Here is a 14,009-nt window from a genome sequence, read left to right as displayed (position 1 = left end):
GTGCGGATGGGGTGGCGTGGAGGAGGGTCAGTCGTGCGAGTGCAGCGGCTTGCCCGCGAGGGCCAGGTGGGCCTCGCCGAGCGCCTCGCTCTGGGTCGGGTGCGCGTGGATGAGCTGCGCGACCTCGGCGGGCAGCGCCTCCCAGTTGTAGATGAGCTGGGCCTCGCCCACCTGCTCACCCATCCGGTCACCGACCATGTGGACGCCGACGACGGCGCCGTCGCGCACCTGGACGAGCTTGACCTCGCCGGACGTCTTGAGGATCTTGCTCTTGCCGTTGCCCGCCAGGTTGTACTTCAGCGTGACGACCTTGTCCGCGCCGTACAGCTCCTTGGCCTTCGCCTCGGTGATACCGACGGAGGCGACCTCCGGGTGGCAGTACGTGACGCGCGGGACACCGTCGTAGTCGATCGGCACGGTCTTGAGACCGGCCAGCCGCTCCGCCACGAGGATGCCCTCGGCGAAGCCGACGTGCGCGAGCTGGAGCGTCGGGACCAGGTCGCCGACGGCCGAGATCGTCGGCACGTTGGTGCGCATGTACTCGTCGACCAGGACATAGCCGCGGTCCATCGCGACGCCCTGCTCCTCGTACCCCAGGCCCTGCGAGACCGGGCCGCGGCCGATGGCGACCAGCAGCACCTCGGCCTCGAAGGTCTTGCCGTCCGCCAGGGTGACCTTCACACCGCTGTCGGTGTACTCGGCGCTCTGGAAGAAGGTGCCCAGGTTGAACTTGATGCCGCGCTTGCGGAAGGCGCGCTCCAGCAGCTTGGAGCTGTTCTCCTCCTCGACCGGCACCAGGTGCGGCAGACCCTCGACGATGGTCACGTCGGTGCCGAAGGACTTCCACGCCGAGGCGAACTCGACGCCGATCACGCCGCCGCCCAGGATGATCGCCGACTGCGGCACCCGGTCCAGGACCAGCGCGTGGTCGGAGGAGATGATCCGGTCGCCGTCGATGGTCAGGCCCGGCAGCGACTTCGGTACGGAACCGGTCGCGAGCAGGACGTGCCGGCCCTGGATCCGCTGGCCGTTCACATCCACCGAGGTGGGGGAGGACAGCTTCCCCTCGCCCTCGATGTACGTCACCTTGCGCGAGGCCACCAGGCCCTGGAGGCCCTTGTACAGGCCCGCGATCACGTCGTCCTTGTACTTGTGGACGGCCGCGATGTCGATGCCCTCAAAGGTGGCCTTCACGCCGAACTGCTCGCTCTCGCGAGCCTGGTCCGCGATCTCACCGGCGTGCAGCAGCGCCTTGGTGGGAATGCAGCCGTTGTGCAGACAGGTGCCCCCGAGCTTGTTCTTCTCGATCAGGGCGACGTCCAGTCCCAGTTGCGCGGCACGCAGCGCGGCTGCGTAGCCGCCACTGCCGCCGCCGAGGATCACTAGGTCGAAAACAGTGCTGGCGTCGTTCGCCACGTCACGTCCTCCATGCATGGGTTCGCCGGAGCCGGTCCACCATGACCGGGCGGCGGCTTTGGTTCGGCCGCTTTGTCTAAAAGGGGGCCCTGTCGTGCCGAACCACATCTTCGCACTTGTTCGCGGCGGACGGGTCATCGGCCTGTGGGGTGAGACCCGTCGAATACGGCCCCGGACGCGCCGTCCGGGGCCGTAAGTGACCTATCTCACCTGTTCGGAGCAGGGTGCGGCGCGGCGGTCAGAGGAGATCGCCGTCCGCGGCCTGGTGGGCCAGGCTGAGCAGGGTGCGGACCGCGGTGCCGGTGCCGCCCTTGGGGGTGTAGCCGAAGGGCGCGCCCTCGTGGAAGGCGGGGCCCGCGATGTCCAGGTGGGCCCAGGTGATGCCCTCGCCGACGAACTCCTTCAGGAACAGCCCCGCGATCAGGCCGCCGCCCGGCCGCACACCCATGTTGGCGATGTCGGCGGTGGGGGAGTCGAAGGTCTTGCGCAGCTCCTTGGGGAGCGGCATCGGCCAGGAGTCCTCGCCCGCGGCCAGCGCCGCGGTGTGGATCCGGGTACGGAAGCCGTCGTCGTTCGACATGATGCCGAACCGGCCCTCGCCCAGCGCCAGCACCATCGCGCCGGTCAGCGTCGCCACGTCGACGATCGCGTCCGGGGCCTCCTCGGAGGCGCGGGCCAGCGCGTCGGCCAGCACCAGACGGCCCTCGGCGTCGGTGTTCAGCACCTCCACCGTCGTGCCGCTGTACATCTTCAGCACGTCGCCGGGGCGCGTGGCGCCGCCGCCCGGCATGTTCTCGGCCAGCGCGAGCCAGCCGGTCACATTGACCTCGAGGCCGAGCTTCGCGGTCGCCACGACCGCGGCGAACACCGCGGCGGCGCCGCTCATGTCGCACTTCATCGTCTCGTTGTGCCCCGGCGGCTTCAGCGAGATGCCGCCCGAGTCGTACGTGATGCCCTTGCCGACGAAGGCGAGGGTACGGGTCGCCTTGGCGTGGGTGTACGCCACCCGGACCAGCCGCGGCGGCGTCGCCGAGCCCTGGCCGACGCCGAGGATGCCGCCGTAGCCGCCCTTGGCCAGCGCCTTCTCGTCCAACACCTCGACCTTGAGGCCGTGCTCCTTGCCCGCCGCCTGTACGGCGGCGGCGAACGCCTTCGGGTTCAGGTCGTTGGGCGGGGTGTTGATCAGGTCGCGCGCCCGGTTCACCTCGGCGCCCACCGCGACGGCGCGGGCCGCCGCGGCCTTGTGCGCCTTGTCGCGCGGCTTGGCACCGGTCACGGCGACCTCGCCGAGCGTGCCCTTGCCGTTCTCGGCCTGGTACGTGGTGAACGCGTACGCGCCCAGCAACGCGCCGGTGGCGACCGCTTCCAGGTCCGCCGGGTCGGCGGCGGGCAGCGCGAACGCCGCCTTCTTCGCGCCGCCGAGCGCGCGGGCGGCGACGCCCGCGGCCCTGCGCAGCGCCTCGGCGTCGAAGCCGGTGCCGTCCTCGGGGGTGTCGCCGAGGCCGACCGCGACCACCACCGCGGACTTCAGGCCCGCGGGTGCCGGGAGCTTGGTCACCTCGCCGTCCGCACCCGAGGCGCCCAGCGTCTCCAGTACGGCGGCCAGCTTTCCGTCGAACGCCTTGTCCACCGCCTCCGCCCCCGGTGCGACCTTGGGGCCCTTGGCCCCTTTGGTCACGCCCACGACGACGGCGTCCGCACGCAACGCTGCGGCGGAGGAGGTACTGAGTGTCAGAGCAGTCACGGTGGAGGGGGTCCTATTCGGTCGAGGTCCTGTGCTGCGGCCGGTTGGTTGGCCCGGCCCGGCCCCGGGCATCGTATTCCGCCACATCAGCGGGGCGGCACGCGCCCGTTGCCCAATCCCCGACCCTACGCCTGCGGCGCGCTCCCCCACCCACCCCTCTCCCGCCACTCCTCCCCGCCCCCCACCTGCCGCCGCGTGCGCGCGCTCACCCACGACGCTTCGGCAGGTCATGACCCGCCTCGGCGGGGCAGTTCGGTTGTCCCCGGATCACCCGCCGGTGGGGCTGATCGCGCAGTTCCCCGCGCCCCTGGTGGGGCGCACTGTCTTTTGTCCGGGTGGTGGGCCGGTCTTTTGAGGGGCGCTGGGAACGCTGCCGCGGGTCACCGCACGCCCCGGGGGGCAGTTCGGTTGTCGCCGGGCCACCGGCCGGTGGTGGGTTGCCCGCGCAGTTCCTCGCGCCCCTTCGGGGCACGTCCTGGGTCAGGGGCGCGGGGAACGCTGTCGCGGGTCACCGCACGGCCCGGAGGGGGTCAGCGGAGGGCCAGGAGGAGGAGGGAGGTGGTGGTGGCGGTTTCGCAGAGGGCGCCGAAAACGTCGCCGGTGGTGCCGCCGAGGCGGCGGACGGCGTGGCGGAGGAGGAGTTCGGCGCAGAGGAGGGCGAGGGCGGCGGAGAGGCCGGCGCGGAGGGGGGTGAGGCCGCCGAAGGGGAGGCCGGCGGCGCAGGCGAGGGCGCAGCAGAGGACGCCGGCCGACCAGGCCCCCCGCAGGGACACGGCGGAGGCGACGGCGGCGCCGAGGCCGCCGGGCCGGGCGGCGCGTACACCCGTACGGCAGGCGAGCGTCATGGCGGCGCGGCCGAGGACGGCGGACAGCACGGCCGCGGTGCAGCCGTAACGCCAGCCGTGCGCGTAGCAGGAGGCGAGGGCGGCGGTCTGGGCGAGCAGGACGAGCACGAGGGTGAGGACGCCGAAGGGCCCGATGTCGGACTGCTTCATGACGCGCAGCGCCCCCTCGGCGGGCAGCCCGCTGCCGAGACCGTCGGCGGTGTCGGCGAGCCCGTCCAGGTGCAGGCCGCGAGTGGCGACGGCGGGCACGGCGACCGCCCCGACGGCGGCGAGCAGCGAGCTCGCGCCGAGTGCGGTCAGGACGCCGCCGCCGAGCGCGGCGCCGAGACCGACGACGGCGCCGACCAGCGGCGCGGCCAGCATCCCGCCGCGCGCCGCCGCCCGGTCCCAGCGCGTCACCGTCACCGGAAGCACGCTGAGCGTGCCGAAGGCGAAGCGCAGGGCGTCGCCGACGGTCGCCCTGCCGCCGGGCTCGGGCAAGGGCTCGGACAAAGGCTCGGGCAAGGGCCCGGACACGGGCTCGGGTTCGGGTTCGGTCACCGCGTGAGGCTATCGCGCCAGGTCAGCGTGGCCGCGGGCTCAGCGCACCAGGTCGGCGTGGTCGTCGCCGCCGGCCCCCGAGGGGCCGTCCCCGGAGGAATCGGTACGGCGCCGCCGCCGCGCCCACCAGGTCTCGACGGCGAAGAGCAGCAGGACGGCGATGATCGCGGTCAGGTGCTCGTAACCGGCGAGATTGGCGAGGGCGAGCACCTCGATGACCATGGACATGGCCACGGCCGCCGCCGTCCACCAGGCGTGGTACCGGCAGGCGACGTACACCCCGAGCGCGACGACCGCGGCGGAGGGCCCGGTGTCGCGGCCGATGAGTTCGGCGACGGGCAGCCCGAGGAAGCCGTCGGGGCCGACCCAGTACGAGTAGCGGGCGAAGGTCGTGCCGGCCAGCGTCGTGTACAGCGCGATGGCCAGCGTCCGGCGCGCGCCCAGCGTCGTCTCGGCGATCCCGAAGACCACCACGACCTGGATGACAAGTCCCCAGATCGGCAGCGTCGGATCGGGGATGAACAGCGACAGGGGCGTGCGCAGCAGCGCCTTCCACCACGGCAGGGTGCAGTAGATGCCGCCGAGCCGGTCCACCCAGTCGCTCGGCCCCTGCGCGTGCTGGACGAGCTGGAGGCAGAGGATGCCCACGCAGGACCACAGCGTCAGCGGAATCGCCCGCAGCCCGCGCGCCCAGAGCCGGTCGCGTACGTCGTACGCCATCTGCCCCCACTCGGCGCGCGCGAACTGCCGCACCTTGTCGGACGCGCTCACCGCGCCTCCGCGGGGCCGGGCCCCCCGGCGGCCCGCGCGGGGCCCCTCACTTGGCGGTGAACCGTTCTCTGCGGCGCAGCGGCGACGGCATTCTGGGCGCTTCGAGGAAACCCTCGGCGCGGGCGCCCGCGATACCGATCCGGGGCAGTTCGCTGGACTTGCCGAAGAGCAGATAGCGGGGCTCCCAGATCGGGCGGAATTTGGCGTTCGCCCGGTACAACGACTCGATCTGCCACCAGCGCGAGAAGAACGTCAGCAGCGACCGCCACACCCGCAGGACGGGCCCCGCGCCGAGCCGTGAGCCGCGCTCGAAGACCGACCGGAACATCGCGAAGTTCAGCGAGATCTGCTCCACGCCGACCTCGTCCGCCCGCTGGACGAGTTCGATCACCATGTACTCGATCAGCCCGTTGTCCGCGCCCCGGTCACGCCGCATCAGGTCAAGCGACAGCCCGCGCGGACCCCACGGCACCAGGCTCAGCAGCGCCCTGGGCACGCCGTCGCCGTCGTGGCACTCGACCATCACGCACTGCCCGTCGCCCGCGTCGCCCAGCCGCCCCAGCGCCATCGAGAAGCCGCGCTCGGTGCCGCCGTCCCGCCACCGGTCGGCCCGCTCCAGCAGCGCCGCCATCTCCGCGGCCGGGATGTCGGCGTGCCTGCGGATGCGTACGGTGCAGCCGGAGCGCGCGACCCGGTTGTACGCCTGCCGGACCGTCCGCATCGCGCGGCCCTCAAGGGTGAACTCGGCGGTGTCCACGATGGCTTCGTCGCCCAGCTCCAGCGCGTCCAGGCCGTGCCGGGCGTAGACCGTACCGGCCTCCTCGCTCGCGCCCATCACGGCGGGCACCCACGCGTGCCCCGCCGCCTCCGCCAGCCACGCCTCGATGGCGCCGGGCCACGCCTCGGGGTCGCCGATCGGGTCGCCGGACGCCAGCGAGACACCGCCCACCACCCGGTAGGCGATGGCCGACTTGCCGCTGGGCGACCAGATGACACTCTTGTCGCGGCGCAGCGCGAAGTAGCCGAGCGAGTCGCGGTCGCCGTGCCGGTCGAGCAGGCCGCGCAGCCGCTCCTCGTCCGCCGGGCACAGCAGCGCCCGGCCGCGCGGCGAGCGGAAGGCGACGAAGAGCACGAGCAGGAAGAGCAGGGCGCTCATGGCGTTGATGACGACGTCCACCCAGCCGGGCGTGGAGATGGTCAGCGAGCCGCTGTCGTCCGGCACCAGGGACACCAGCCGCAGGACCGCGTAGCCGAGGCAGTCGCCGAAACCCGCGCCCTGGTCGTCGTTGGTGACCGTGACCAGCGCGGTGCCGAGCAGCGCGGCCAGCGGCAGACCGGCGGCGGCCACCAGGGCCGCGTCCCGCGGGTTGGCGGGGTCGCCCTTCGCCCGGAACTCGCCGCGGCCGACGAGCAGCGCCGCCAGGAAGGCGGCGGTGAGCGCCAGCGAGATCCAGTTCTGCGCGTGCCGGTGGATGTCGGGCCACACCATGCTGACCGACAGCGCGGCCAGGAACAGCCCGCACAGCACGAGGTTGAGGATCCACGCGGCGCGCTTGCGGCGGCGCATGGTGGCGGCCAGGAAGAGGGCGAAGGCGCCGGAGGTGAAGCCCGCGCTCAGCAGGTACGGGGTGAAGTAGTCCTCGACGTTGTGGCGGCGGATGTCCTGGCCGAAGGAGACCCAGACGGCGCCGAGGAGATTCACGCACGCGACGGTGCGCAGGTAGCGGACGGCGAAGGTGGCCGCGCGTCCCGGACACGCGTGAGGGCGCGGCTGTGTGCTGGTGGTGCTGCCCGTTCCCATAGGAGGGGATTTTATGACGTAATGCCCGATTTGGGGTCGCGCCGGGCCGCTCGCACCTCGGCGGGGACGGTTCCGCCGAGGGGCTTTTCGGTTACGAGGCGGGGTCGGCTTCCGGCTGCGGCGCCGGCTCCGTCTCGGCCTTTGCCTGCGGTTCTGCCTCTTCGGCGTCCTTGGCTTCCTCGGTGTCCTCGGCGTCCTTCTCCGGCTCCGGGTCCGGCTTCTCCGCCGGGTACGGGAGTTCGGCCGACAGCGCCGCCGCGGCCTGGAGGAGGGGGAGGGCCAGCAGGGAGCCGGCCGCGCCGCCGAGGTGCACGCCCTGGTCGAGCAGCGGTTCGAGGGAGATCCGGTCCAGCGCCTTCGCCTGGCCCGGCTCGCCGCTGGCGTGACCCGCCAGCCACCAGTCCGGCGCCCGGAAGGCGATCCGCTGGGCGACCAGCGCGCACGCGGCGCTGACGACTCCGTCGAGGACCACCGGGAGCTTGCGGACCGCCGCCTGGAGCAGGAAGCCGGTCATCGCGGCGAAGTCGGCGCCGCCGACCGCGGCCAGCAGCGCGAGCTGGTCGCCGAGGACCGGGCGGGCCCGGCGCAGCGCGTCACGGATCGCGGCGCACTTGCGCATCCACGCGAGGTCGTCGATGCCGGAGCCGCGGCCGGTGACGACGGAGGCGTCCGTGCCGCACAGCGCCGCGATCAGTACGGCGGCGGGCGTCGTGCCGCCGACGCTCAGGTCGCCGAGGAGTACGAGGTCCGTGCCGGAGTCCGCCTGCTCGTCCGCGACGGTCATGCCGACCCGGAACGCCTGCTCGGCCTCTTCCCGCGTCAGCGCGTCCTCGATGTCGATCCGGCCGGAGCCGCGGCGCACGCGGTGCGCCGTCACGTAGTCCGGCAGCTCGGACGGGTCGCAGTCCAGCGCCATGTCGATGACGTCGACGTGCGCGCCGTACTGGCGCGCCAGCACGCTGGCCGGTGCGGTGCCGTCCAGCACCGCCTTCACCAACTCGGTGGCCGTACCGGCCTTCCGCGCCGACACCTCCAGCGAGGCCACGCCGTGGTCGGCCGCGAAGATCAGCGCACGCGGCGCCGCGATCGGCCCGGTCGGCACCTCGCCGCGCACCGCCGCCAGCCAGTCCGCCAGCTCGGCCGGTTTCCCCAGCCCTCCCGCCGGACGCACCAGCTTCTGCCAGCGCTCCTGCGAGTCGCGTCGAACCCCAGCGTCGGGCCGCTCCACGAGGGAGCCGAAGTCGTCCAAGTCGATGCCGCTCACCCGTGGAACCCTACCGGTCGCCTCGCCGGCGTGGCCTCACGGGTTCACCGCGCCGCTAGAAGGTCGGTTCGCCGTCCGGGCGAAGGGGTCAGCGGAGGGGGAGGGGGAGGCCGGATACGAGGAGGAGGACGGATTCGGATTCGGCGGCGACGGCGGCGTTGAGACGGCCGAGCTCGTCGCGGAAGAGGCGGCCGGAGGGGTGGGAGGGGACGACGCCGGAGCCGACTTCGTTGGAGACGGCGACGACGGTGCGCGGGGTGCGGCGAAAGGCGGCGACGAGCTCGGCGGTACGGCCGCGGACCTCGTCGAGGGAAGCCCCCGGCGCCCAGGCGTCGGCCTTGTCGAGGACGGACGTGAGCCAGAGGCCGAGGCAGTCGATGAGCAGGGGCGGGCCGGGGGCGGTCAGCAGGGGGACGAGGTCGCAGGTCTCCTCGGTGCGCCACGAGGCGGGCCGGCGCTCGCGGTGGGCGGCCACCCGGCGGGCCCACTCGTCGTCGCCGTCGCGAGACCCCCCGGTGGCGACGTAGAGGACCCCGGGGAAACCGGCCAGCCGCCGCTCGGCCTCGGCGGACTTGCCCGAGCGGGCCCCGCCCAGCACGAGGGTCCGGCGCGGGATGTCCGGCACCTCCTGGTAGTCCCCGACGGTCAGCGTCGTACCGTCGGGGACCGCGCGGGCCCCGAGGGCCGCCAGCCGTCGGCCCAGCTCCGGCCGCGGCGGCGCCCCGTGGTCGAGGTGGACGGCGACCACGTCGGTCGTCGGCCCGACGGCGCCCGCGGCGCGCAGCCGGGCGAGGGCGTCCGGCCGTCCGACGGCGTCGAGCAGGACGAGGTCGTACGGCACCTGCCCGTCCGGCGTCCCGGCGGGCGCGCCGCCCGGCGGGAGGTAGAGCACGCGCAGCCCGTCGGGGGACTCGACGGCGTACCCGGTGCCGGGCGCGTCCATGGCGACGGCCCGCACATGGTGCCCGGTGATCAGCGCGAGCCGCTGCCCGTCGGGGACGCGGGTCGGGGCGGGCAGCCCCGGCGGGATCTCCACGGCCGGGCCGTCGTGCGGGTGCGAGAGCAGCACCAGGCGCAGCCCGCCGAGCGTGTGCCCGGCCCGCGCCGCGGCCAGCGCCACCCCGGGCGTCAGGTCGAGCAGCACCACACCGTCCACCACAACGGCGGTCGCGCCGCGCGCGCCCGCGCCGACGGCGAGCGCGCACGCCGCGCAAGGGCAGTCGGGCAGCGGCAGCCCCTCGGGGCCGCCGGTGCCGAGCAGAGTCAGTTCCACGGGACGATCGTCTCGCGTCCTGCCGCGCCGGGCGCGCGGGGTCCGCCATGCGGAGACTCCCGATACGGCGAGGACTCCCGATACGCTGCGGTGCAGGCGGCACGCGCCCGGTGATCCCCGCAGCTCGCGGCGGCGGGAACGGGAGTGCGGGCGGCACGGTGGACCGACGGGACCGAGGAGAGACACACATGGCGTGGACGTGGCGGTTCGAGAAGGCCGACGGCACCGAGGTGCAGCCCGCGGTGCAGCCCGAGGAGTTCACCACACAGGGCGACGCGGAGTCCTGGGTGGGCGAGGTCTGGAAGGAACTGCTGGAAGGCGGCACCGACCAGGTCCACCTCTTCGACGGCGACACCAAGATCTACGGCCCGATGAGCCTGCACGGCGACGAGGACTGACCTCGGGGCCTGTCCGGAACGACGGCGGTGCCGCACCCGCGCACGGGGTGCGGCACCGCCGTCGTCATGCCGTACCGCGCTCACAGCGAGCCCAGCGTGACCTCCACGGTCTTCGCCGCCCCGTCCTGCTCGTAGCCGACCCGCACCTTGTCGCCCGGCTTGTACGAGGCCAGCGCCTCGGTCAGCGTCTGCGCCGTGGTGATCGGCGTCGAGCCCAGTTTGGTGATCACGTCGCCAGTTTTGAGCCCGGCCTTCTCGGCGGCGCCCCCTTTGGTCACCGAGACGATCGCGGCGCCCGCGGGCTGGAGCCCGTTGTCCACGACGCCGCGCACGGTGATGCCGAGCGCCGCCCGGCCGGAGTCCACGACCTTGCCGTCCTTGATGATCTGGCCGGCGATCCGGGTGACCGTCGAGGACGGGATCGCGAAGCCGATGCCGGGCGCCGAGCCGCTGCCGAGCTGCGGGTCGGTCGCGGCCAGCGTGGGGATGCCGATGACCTGGTTGGCGAGGTTCACCAGCGCGCCGCCGCTGTTGCCCGGATTGATCGACGCCGAGGTCTGCACCATGTCGGGGATGGTCGCGCCGGTCCCGCCGCCCGTGGCGCCCTCGCTGACGGTGCGGCCGGTCGCCGACACGATGCCCTCGGTGACGCTGCTCGACAGCCCCAGCGGATTGCCCATCGCCAGCACGATCTGGCCGACCGCCACCTTCGAGGAGTCCGCGAAGCTCGCCGGGTGCAGACCGCTCGGCGGCGACGACAGCCTGATCACGGCCAGGTCCTCGGCCGGGTAGGTCGCCACCAGGGTCGCGGCCAGCGCCTTGCCGCCGGTGGCCAGGTTGACCTGGAAGCTCTTCGCGGTGCCGACCACATGGGCGTTCGTGACGATGTCGCCCTTGTCGTCGTACACGACCCCGGAGCCGAGGTCGGAGTTCGTCGTGATCTGCACGACCGACGGCAGCACGTTCTTCACGGTGTTCTCGTACGAGGTCTGGAGGTCGTTGCTCCCCGACGAGGACGTGTCGGCCGCGGGCGCCACCGTGGCGGGGGCCGACCTCGCCGCCGAGCCGGAGTCGGAGCTGCAACCGGAGGCCAACATCGCCGTCGCGCAGACGGCGGCGGCGCCGGGCAGCAGGAACCGGGTGCGGTGCCAAGGGGTACGCGATCCACTCATGCCTGAATTGTCGCGTTTGCGGCTGCCCCTGACCCGGCCCGCACGGCCAAACGGGTCTCGCCCCCGCCGGGACACCGTCCTCCGCCCGGGCCTCCCCGCGGGACCTCACTCGGGCCTCCACGCGGACCTCCGTACGGACAACCTTCACGCAGGCGCGGTCAGCAGCGCACGCCGCACAGGTGCAGCAGCGCGGCCACCGCGCGGTACGGATCGGTCCGCCCGGCGGCCTCCTCCGCGTCGAGCAGCTGGGCCAGCTCGTGCGGGTCCTGCGGAGGGCGCGCGCCGTCCGGCGCGGTGTCGGTGAAGACCCGCACCCCGTACCACGCCTGGAGGGGCACACCGATCCCGGCGAGCGTCGCCGTGAGGCGTTCGCGCCGGTCGGCGCGGGTGGTCAGGCCGAGCCGGTTGGTGTAGCCGGTGGCGCCGACCGCGCCCAGGGCGCCCGACCAGTCGCCGAGCAGCCCCGGCCGCATGGCCAGCGCGTCACCGTTCCGCACGAGCAGCGAGAGCAGGCCGCCGGGGGCCAGCACCCTGGCGAGCGCGGCGAGCAGCGGCTCGGGGTCGGGCACGTACATGAGCACGCCGTGGCAGAGCACGACGTCGAAGCAGGCGGGCCCGAAGTGGCGGCCGGTCTGGCGGCCGTCGCCGCGCAGCAGCGCCATCCGGTCCCGTACGTCCTGCGGCTCGGCGGCGACCGCGGCCCGCAGGGCGGTGAGCATCGCCGGGTCGGACTCCAGACCGGTCACGATGTGGCCCGCGCGGGCCAGCCGCAGCGCCTGGGTGCCCTGGCCGGGGCCGATGTCCAGCACGCGCAGCGACCGCTGGTGCCGGGCGTGCGCGCCGCCGCTGGGCGGGAAGTGCGCGGTGAGGCGCTCGTCGAGCTGGCGCGAGACCAGCTCCTGCCTGACGGTGTTGCGCAGGCCGTCGAGCCCGGCCAGCCAGTTGCCCGCGCCGCCGGAGAAGCCGCCCGCGCCGGGCGGCTCCGCGGCGGGAGCCGGGGGCGGGACGGGCACACCGGCGGCCGGAGTCCCGAAGCCGTACGCGCCGGCCGGATACGCCGACCCGTACGGCGTCACCGCGCCGAAGGACCCGGCGGACGGGTCGTCCCCGCCCGGAGCGGGCGGACCGAAACCGGCGGCGTCGGCCGCCCTCGCGTCGTTCAGGATCCGCCGCCGTTCAGAGCTGGTCGCCGCGCTGCACCTGCGGCTTGGGCAGCCGCAGACGGCGCATCTGGAGGGTGCGCATCAGCCCGTAGGCGACGGCGCCCTTGTGGCTCTTGTCGGGGAGCCGCTTGCGCAACTGCTGGCGCAGCCGGAACGCGGTGACGAACGAGTCGACCACGATCGCCACGATCACGACCAGCCACAGCAGCAGCGACAGGCTCTGGAGGGAGCCGATGATGCTCATCACGAGGATCAGGACCGCGACCGGCAGGAAGAACTCGGCCACCCGGAACCGCGAGTCGACGTAGTCGCGGGTGAACTTGCGCACCGGCCCCTTGTCCCTGACCGGCAGATACCGCTCGTCGCCACCGGCCAGCGCCTGGCGCTGCTTGGCCATCTCGGTGCGGCGGGCGTCGCGGGCCTGCCGCGTGGCCGCCTTGCGGTCGGTCGGCGCGGTGACGGCCTTGCGGCGCTGGCTCTGGGCCTCACTGCGCTTCGGAGTGGGGCGACCCTTGGGAGCCTGCGGGTCACGTACCTGGTCCTCGATCACCGCGGTGGTCGAGACCTGCTCATCTTCGGAACGACGTCGGAACACACCTCCAGGTTACGTGGTTCCCGGGCCCGGCCCCAGCCCCTCACCTACTCCTTGGGCCTGAGGTCACCGAACCGTGATCGTCCCTACGGATGACCGCATCCGCACCCGAACAGTGCGGTAATGGAACCAGGGCCCGTAGGCTGGGGTCTGTAGAGGTGCTGAGGCATGCTGGAGCAGTTGCCGGAGAAGGGGGCGCGCGAGGCCCATGAGCGGTGTCATGAAGCGGATGGGACTGATTTTCCGCGCGAAGGCCAACAAGGCCCTGGACAGGGCCGAGGACCCGCGCGAGACGCTCGACTACTCGTACCAGAAGCAGCTCGAACTGCTGCAGAAGGTACGGCGGGGCGTGGCGGACGTCGCCACCTCCCGTAAGCGGCTCGAATTGCAGCTCACGGAGTTGCAGAAGAAGTCGTCGACCTACGAGGACCAGGGGCGCAAGGCGCTGGCGCTGGGCCGTGAGGACCTGGCCCGCGAGGCGCTGTCGCGCCGGGCCGCCCTCCAGCAGCAGGTCGCCGACCTGGAGACGCAGCACACCACGCTCCAGGGCGAGGAGGAGAAGCTCACGCTCGCCTCCCAGCGGCTCCAGGCCAAGGTGGACGCCTTCCGCACGAAGAAGGAGACCATCAAGGCCACGTACACCGCGGCCCAGGCGCAGACCCAGATCGGCGAGGCGTTCTCCGGCATCTCCGAGGAGATGGGCGACGTCGGCATGGCGATCCAGCGTGCCGAGGACAAGACCGAGCAGCTCAGGGCCCGCGCGGGCGCTCTCGACGAGCTGCTGGCCTCGGGCGCGCTCGACGACCCGAGCGGTCTGGCCAAGGACGACATCCAGTCCGAGCTCGACCGTCTCTCCGGCGGCAGCGACGTCGAGCTGGAGCTCCAGCGGATGAAGGCCGAGCTGGCCGGCGGCAGCGCGCCGCAGGCGATCGAGGGCGGGCAGGGCGGTCAGGCCGCCAAGCCCGAGCCGCAGGACACCCCGCGGTTCGACAAGCAGTAGGTCTCACCGGCAGGAGGTCATGACCGGCGG

Annotated in this window: 12 protein-coding genes; 2 read left to right on the top strand and 10 right to left on the bottom strand. The window is 73.4% G+C overall.

What is annotated here, in order from left to right; all coding sequences use genetic code 11:
* Positions 1-27: 27 nt before the first annotated feature.
* The 7 genes from lpdA to ACIOC1_RS09120 all read right to left on the bottom strand — a co-directional run bounded on the left by lpdA (position 28) and on the right by ACIOC1_RS09120 (position 9,654).
* On the bottom strand, positions 28-1,416 hold the full coding sequence (gene lpdA, locus ACIOC1_RS09150; protein ID WP_355334324.1) for a dihydrolipoyl dehydrogenase: 1,389 nt from the start codon (positions 1,414-1,416) through the stop codon (positions 28-30).
* Between the two features lie 238 nt (positions 1,417-1,654).
* Positions 1,655-3,160: a leucyl aminopeptidase gene (locus ACIOC1_RS09145; RefSeq protein WP_355334322.1), complete on the bottom strand. Its 1,506-nt coding sequence runs from the start codon at positions 3,158-3,160 to the stop codon at positions 1,655-1,657.
* 530 nt (positions 3,161-3,690) lie between these two features.
* Positions 3,691-4,485, bottom strand: coding sequence for an adenosylcobinamide-GDP ribazoletransferase (locus ACIOC1_RS09140; RefSeq protein ID WP_401853621.1), 795 nt, complete (start codon positions 4,483-4,485; stop codon positions 3,691-3,693).
* A 99-nt stretch (positions 4,486-4,584) separates the two neighbouring features.
* Entirely contained in the window at positions 4,585-5,316 is a 732-nt protein-coding gene (locus ACIOC1_RS09135) for a hypothetical protein (RefSeq protein WP_401852946.1), read from the bottom strand.
* A gap of 46 nt (positions 5,317-5,362) precedes the next feature.
* Positions 5,363-7,117, bottom strand: a complete 1,755-nt coding sequence (locus ACIOC1_RS09130; RefSeq protein WP_401852944.1) for a phosphatidylglycerol lysyltransferase domain-containing protein — start codon at positions 7,115-7,117, stop codon at positions 5,363-5,365.
* Positions 7,118-7,208: 91 nt separating this feature from the next.
* Complete coding sequence (gene cobT / locus ACIOC1_RS09125) at positions 7,209-8,381, bottom strand: nicotinate-nucleotide--dimethylbenzimidazole phosphoribosyltransferase (RefSeq protein WP_401852942.1); 1,173 nt, start codon at positions 8,379-8,381, stop codon at positions 7,209-7,211.
* An 88-nt stretch (positions 8,382-8,469) separates the two neighbouring features.
* Entirely contained in the window at positions 8,470-9,654 is a 1,185-nt protein-coding gene (locus ACIOC1_RS09120) for a bifunctional adenosylcobinamide kinase/adenosylcobinamide-phosphate guanylyltransferase (protein ID WP_401852940.1), read from the bottom strand.
* A 188-nt stretch (positions 9,655-9,842) separates the two neighbouring features.
* On the opposite strand from ACIOC1_RS09120, the gene ACIOC1_RS09115 reads away from it, so the two are divergent.
* Positions 9,843-10,052 (top strand): hypothetical protein, encoded by a 210-nt coding sequence (locus ACIOC1_RS09115; protein ID WP_355334309.1) that lies wholly within the window; start codon positions 9,843-9,845, stop codon positions 10,050-10,052.
* Between the two features lie 80 nt (positions 10,053-10,132).
* Here the strand turns inward: ACIOC1_RS09115 and ACIOC1_RS09110 are convergent, their stop codons facing one another.
* The 3 genes from ACIOC1_RS09110 to ACIOC1_RS09100 all read right to left on the bottom strand — a co-directional run bounded on the left by ACIOC1_RS09110 (position 10,133) and on the right by ACIOC1_RS09100 (position 12,982).
* A complete protein-coding gene (locus ACIOC1_RS09110) occupies positions 10,133-11,224 on the bottom strand; it encodes a S1C family serine protease (RefSeq protein ID WP_401303867.1) in 1,092 nt (363 codons plus the stop codon).
* Between the two features lie 158 nt (positions 11,225-11,382).
* Complete coding sequence (locus tag ACIOC1_RS09105; protein WP_391124706.1) at positions 11,383-12,162, bottom strand: methyltransferase domain-containing protein; 780 nt, start codon at positions 12,160-12,162, stop codon at positions 11,383-11,385.
* A gap of 238 nt (positions 12,163-12,400) precedes the next feature.
* Entirely contained in the window at positions 12,401-12,982 is a 582-nt protein-coding gene (locus tag ACIOC1_RS09100; protein WP_355334304.1) for a DUF3043 domain-containing protein, read from the bottom strand.
* A 205-nt stretch (positions 12,983-13,187) separates the two neighbouring features.
* Here ACIOC1_RS09100 and ACIOC1_RS09095 point away from each other — a divergent pair, with 205 nt between their 5' ends.
* Positions 13,188-13,979, top strand: coding sequence for a PspA/IM30 family protein (locus tag ACIOC1_RS09095; RefSeq protein WP_355334301.1), 792 nt, complete (start codon positions 13,188-13,190; stop codon positions 13,977-13,979).
* Positions 13,980-14,009: the final 30 nt, after the last annotated feature.

The sequence above is a fragment of the Streptomyces sp. NPDC088197 genome, assembly GCF_044741185.1.
Classification (GTDB): domain Bacteria; phylum Actinomycetota; class Actinomycetes; order Streptomycetales; family Streptomycetaceae; genus Actinacidiphila.
Note: the sequence above shows the minus strand (reverse complement) of the source record. Positions and strands in the feature narration are given on the sequence as shown.

Excerpts from the sequence above, each read along its gene's own strand:
- ACIOC1_RS09130 (WP_401852944.1), bottom strand. The coding sequence starts at position 7,117 with ATGGGAACGGGCAGCACCACCAGCACACAGCCGCGCCCTCACGCGTGT.
- ACIOC1_RS09115 (WP_355334309.1), top strand. The coding sequence starts at position 9,843 with ATGGCGTGGACGTGGCGGTTCGAGAAGGCCGACGGCACCGAGGTGCAG.
- ACIOC1_RS09110 (WP_401303867.1), bottom strand. The coding sequence starts at position 11,224 with ATGAGTGGATCGCGTACCCCTTGGCACCGCACCCGGTTCCTGCTGCCC.
- ACIOC1_RS09095 (WP_355334301.1), top strand. The coding sequence starts at position 13,188 with ATGAGCGGTGTCATGAAGCGGATGGGACTGATTTTCCGCGCGAAGGCC.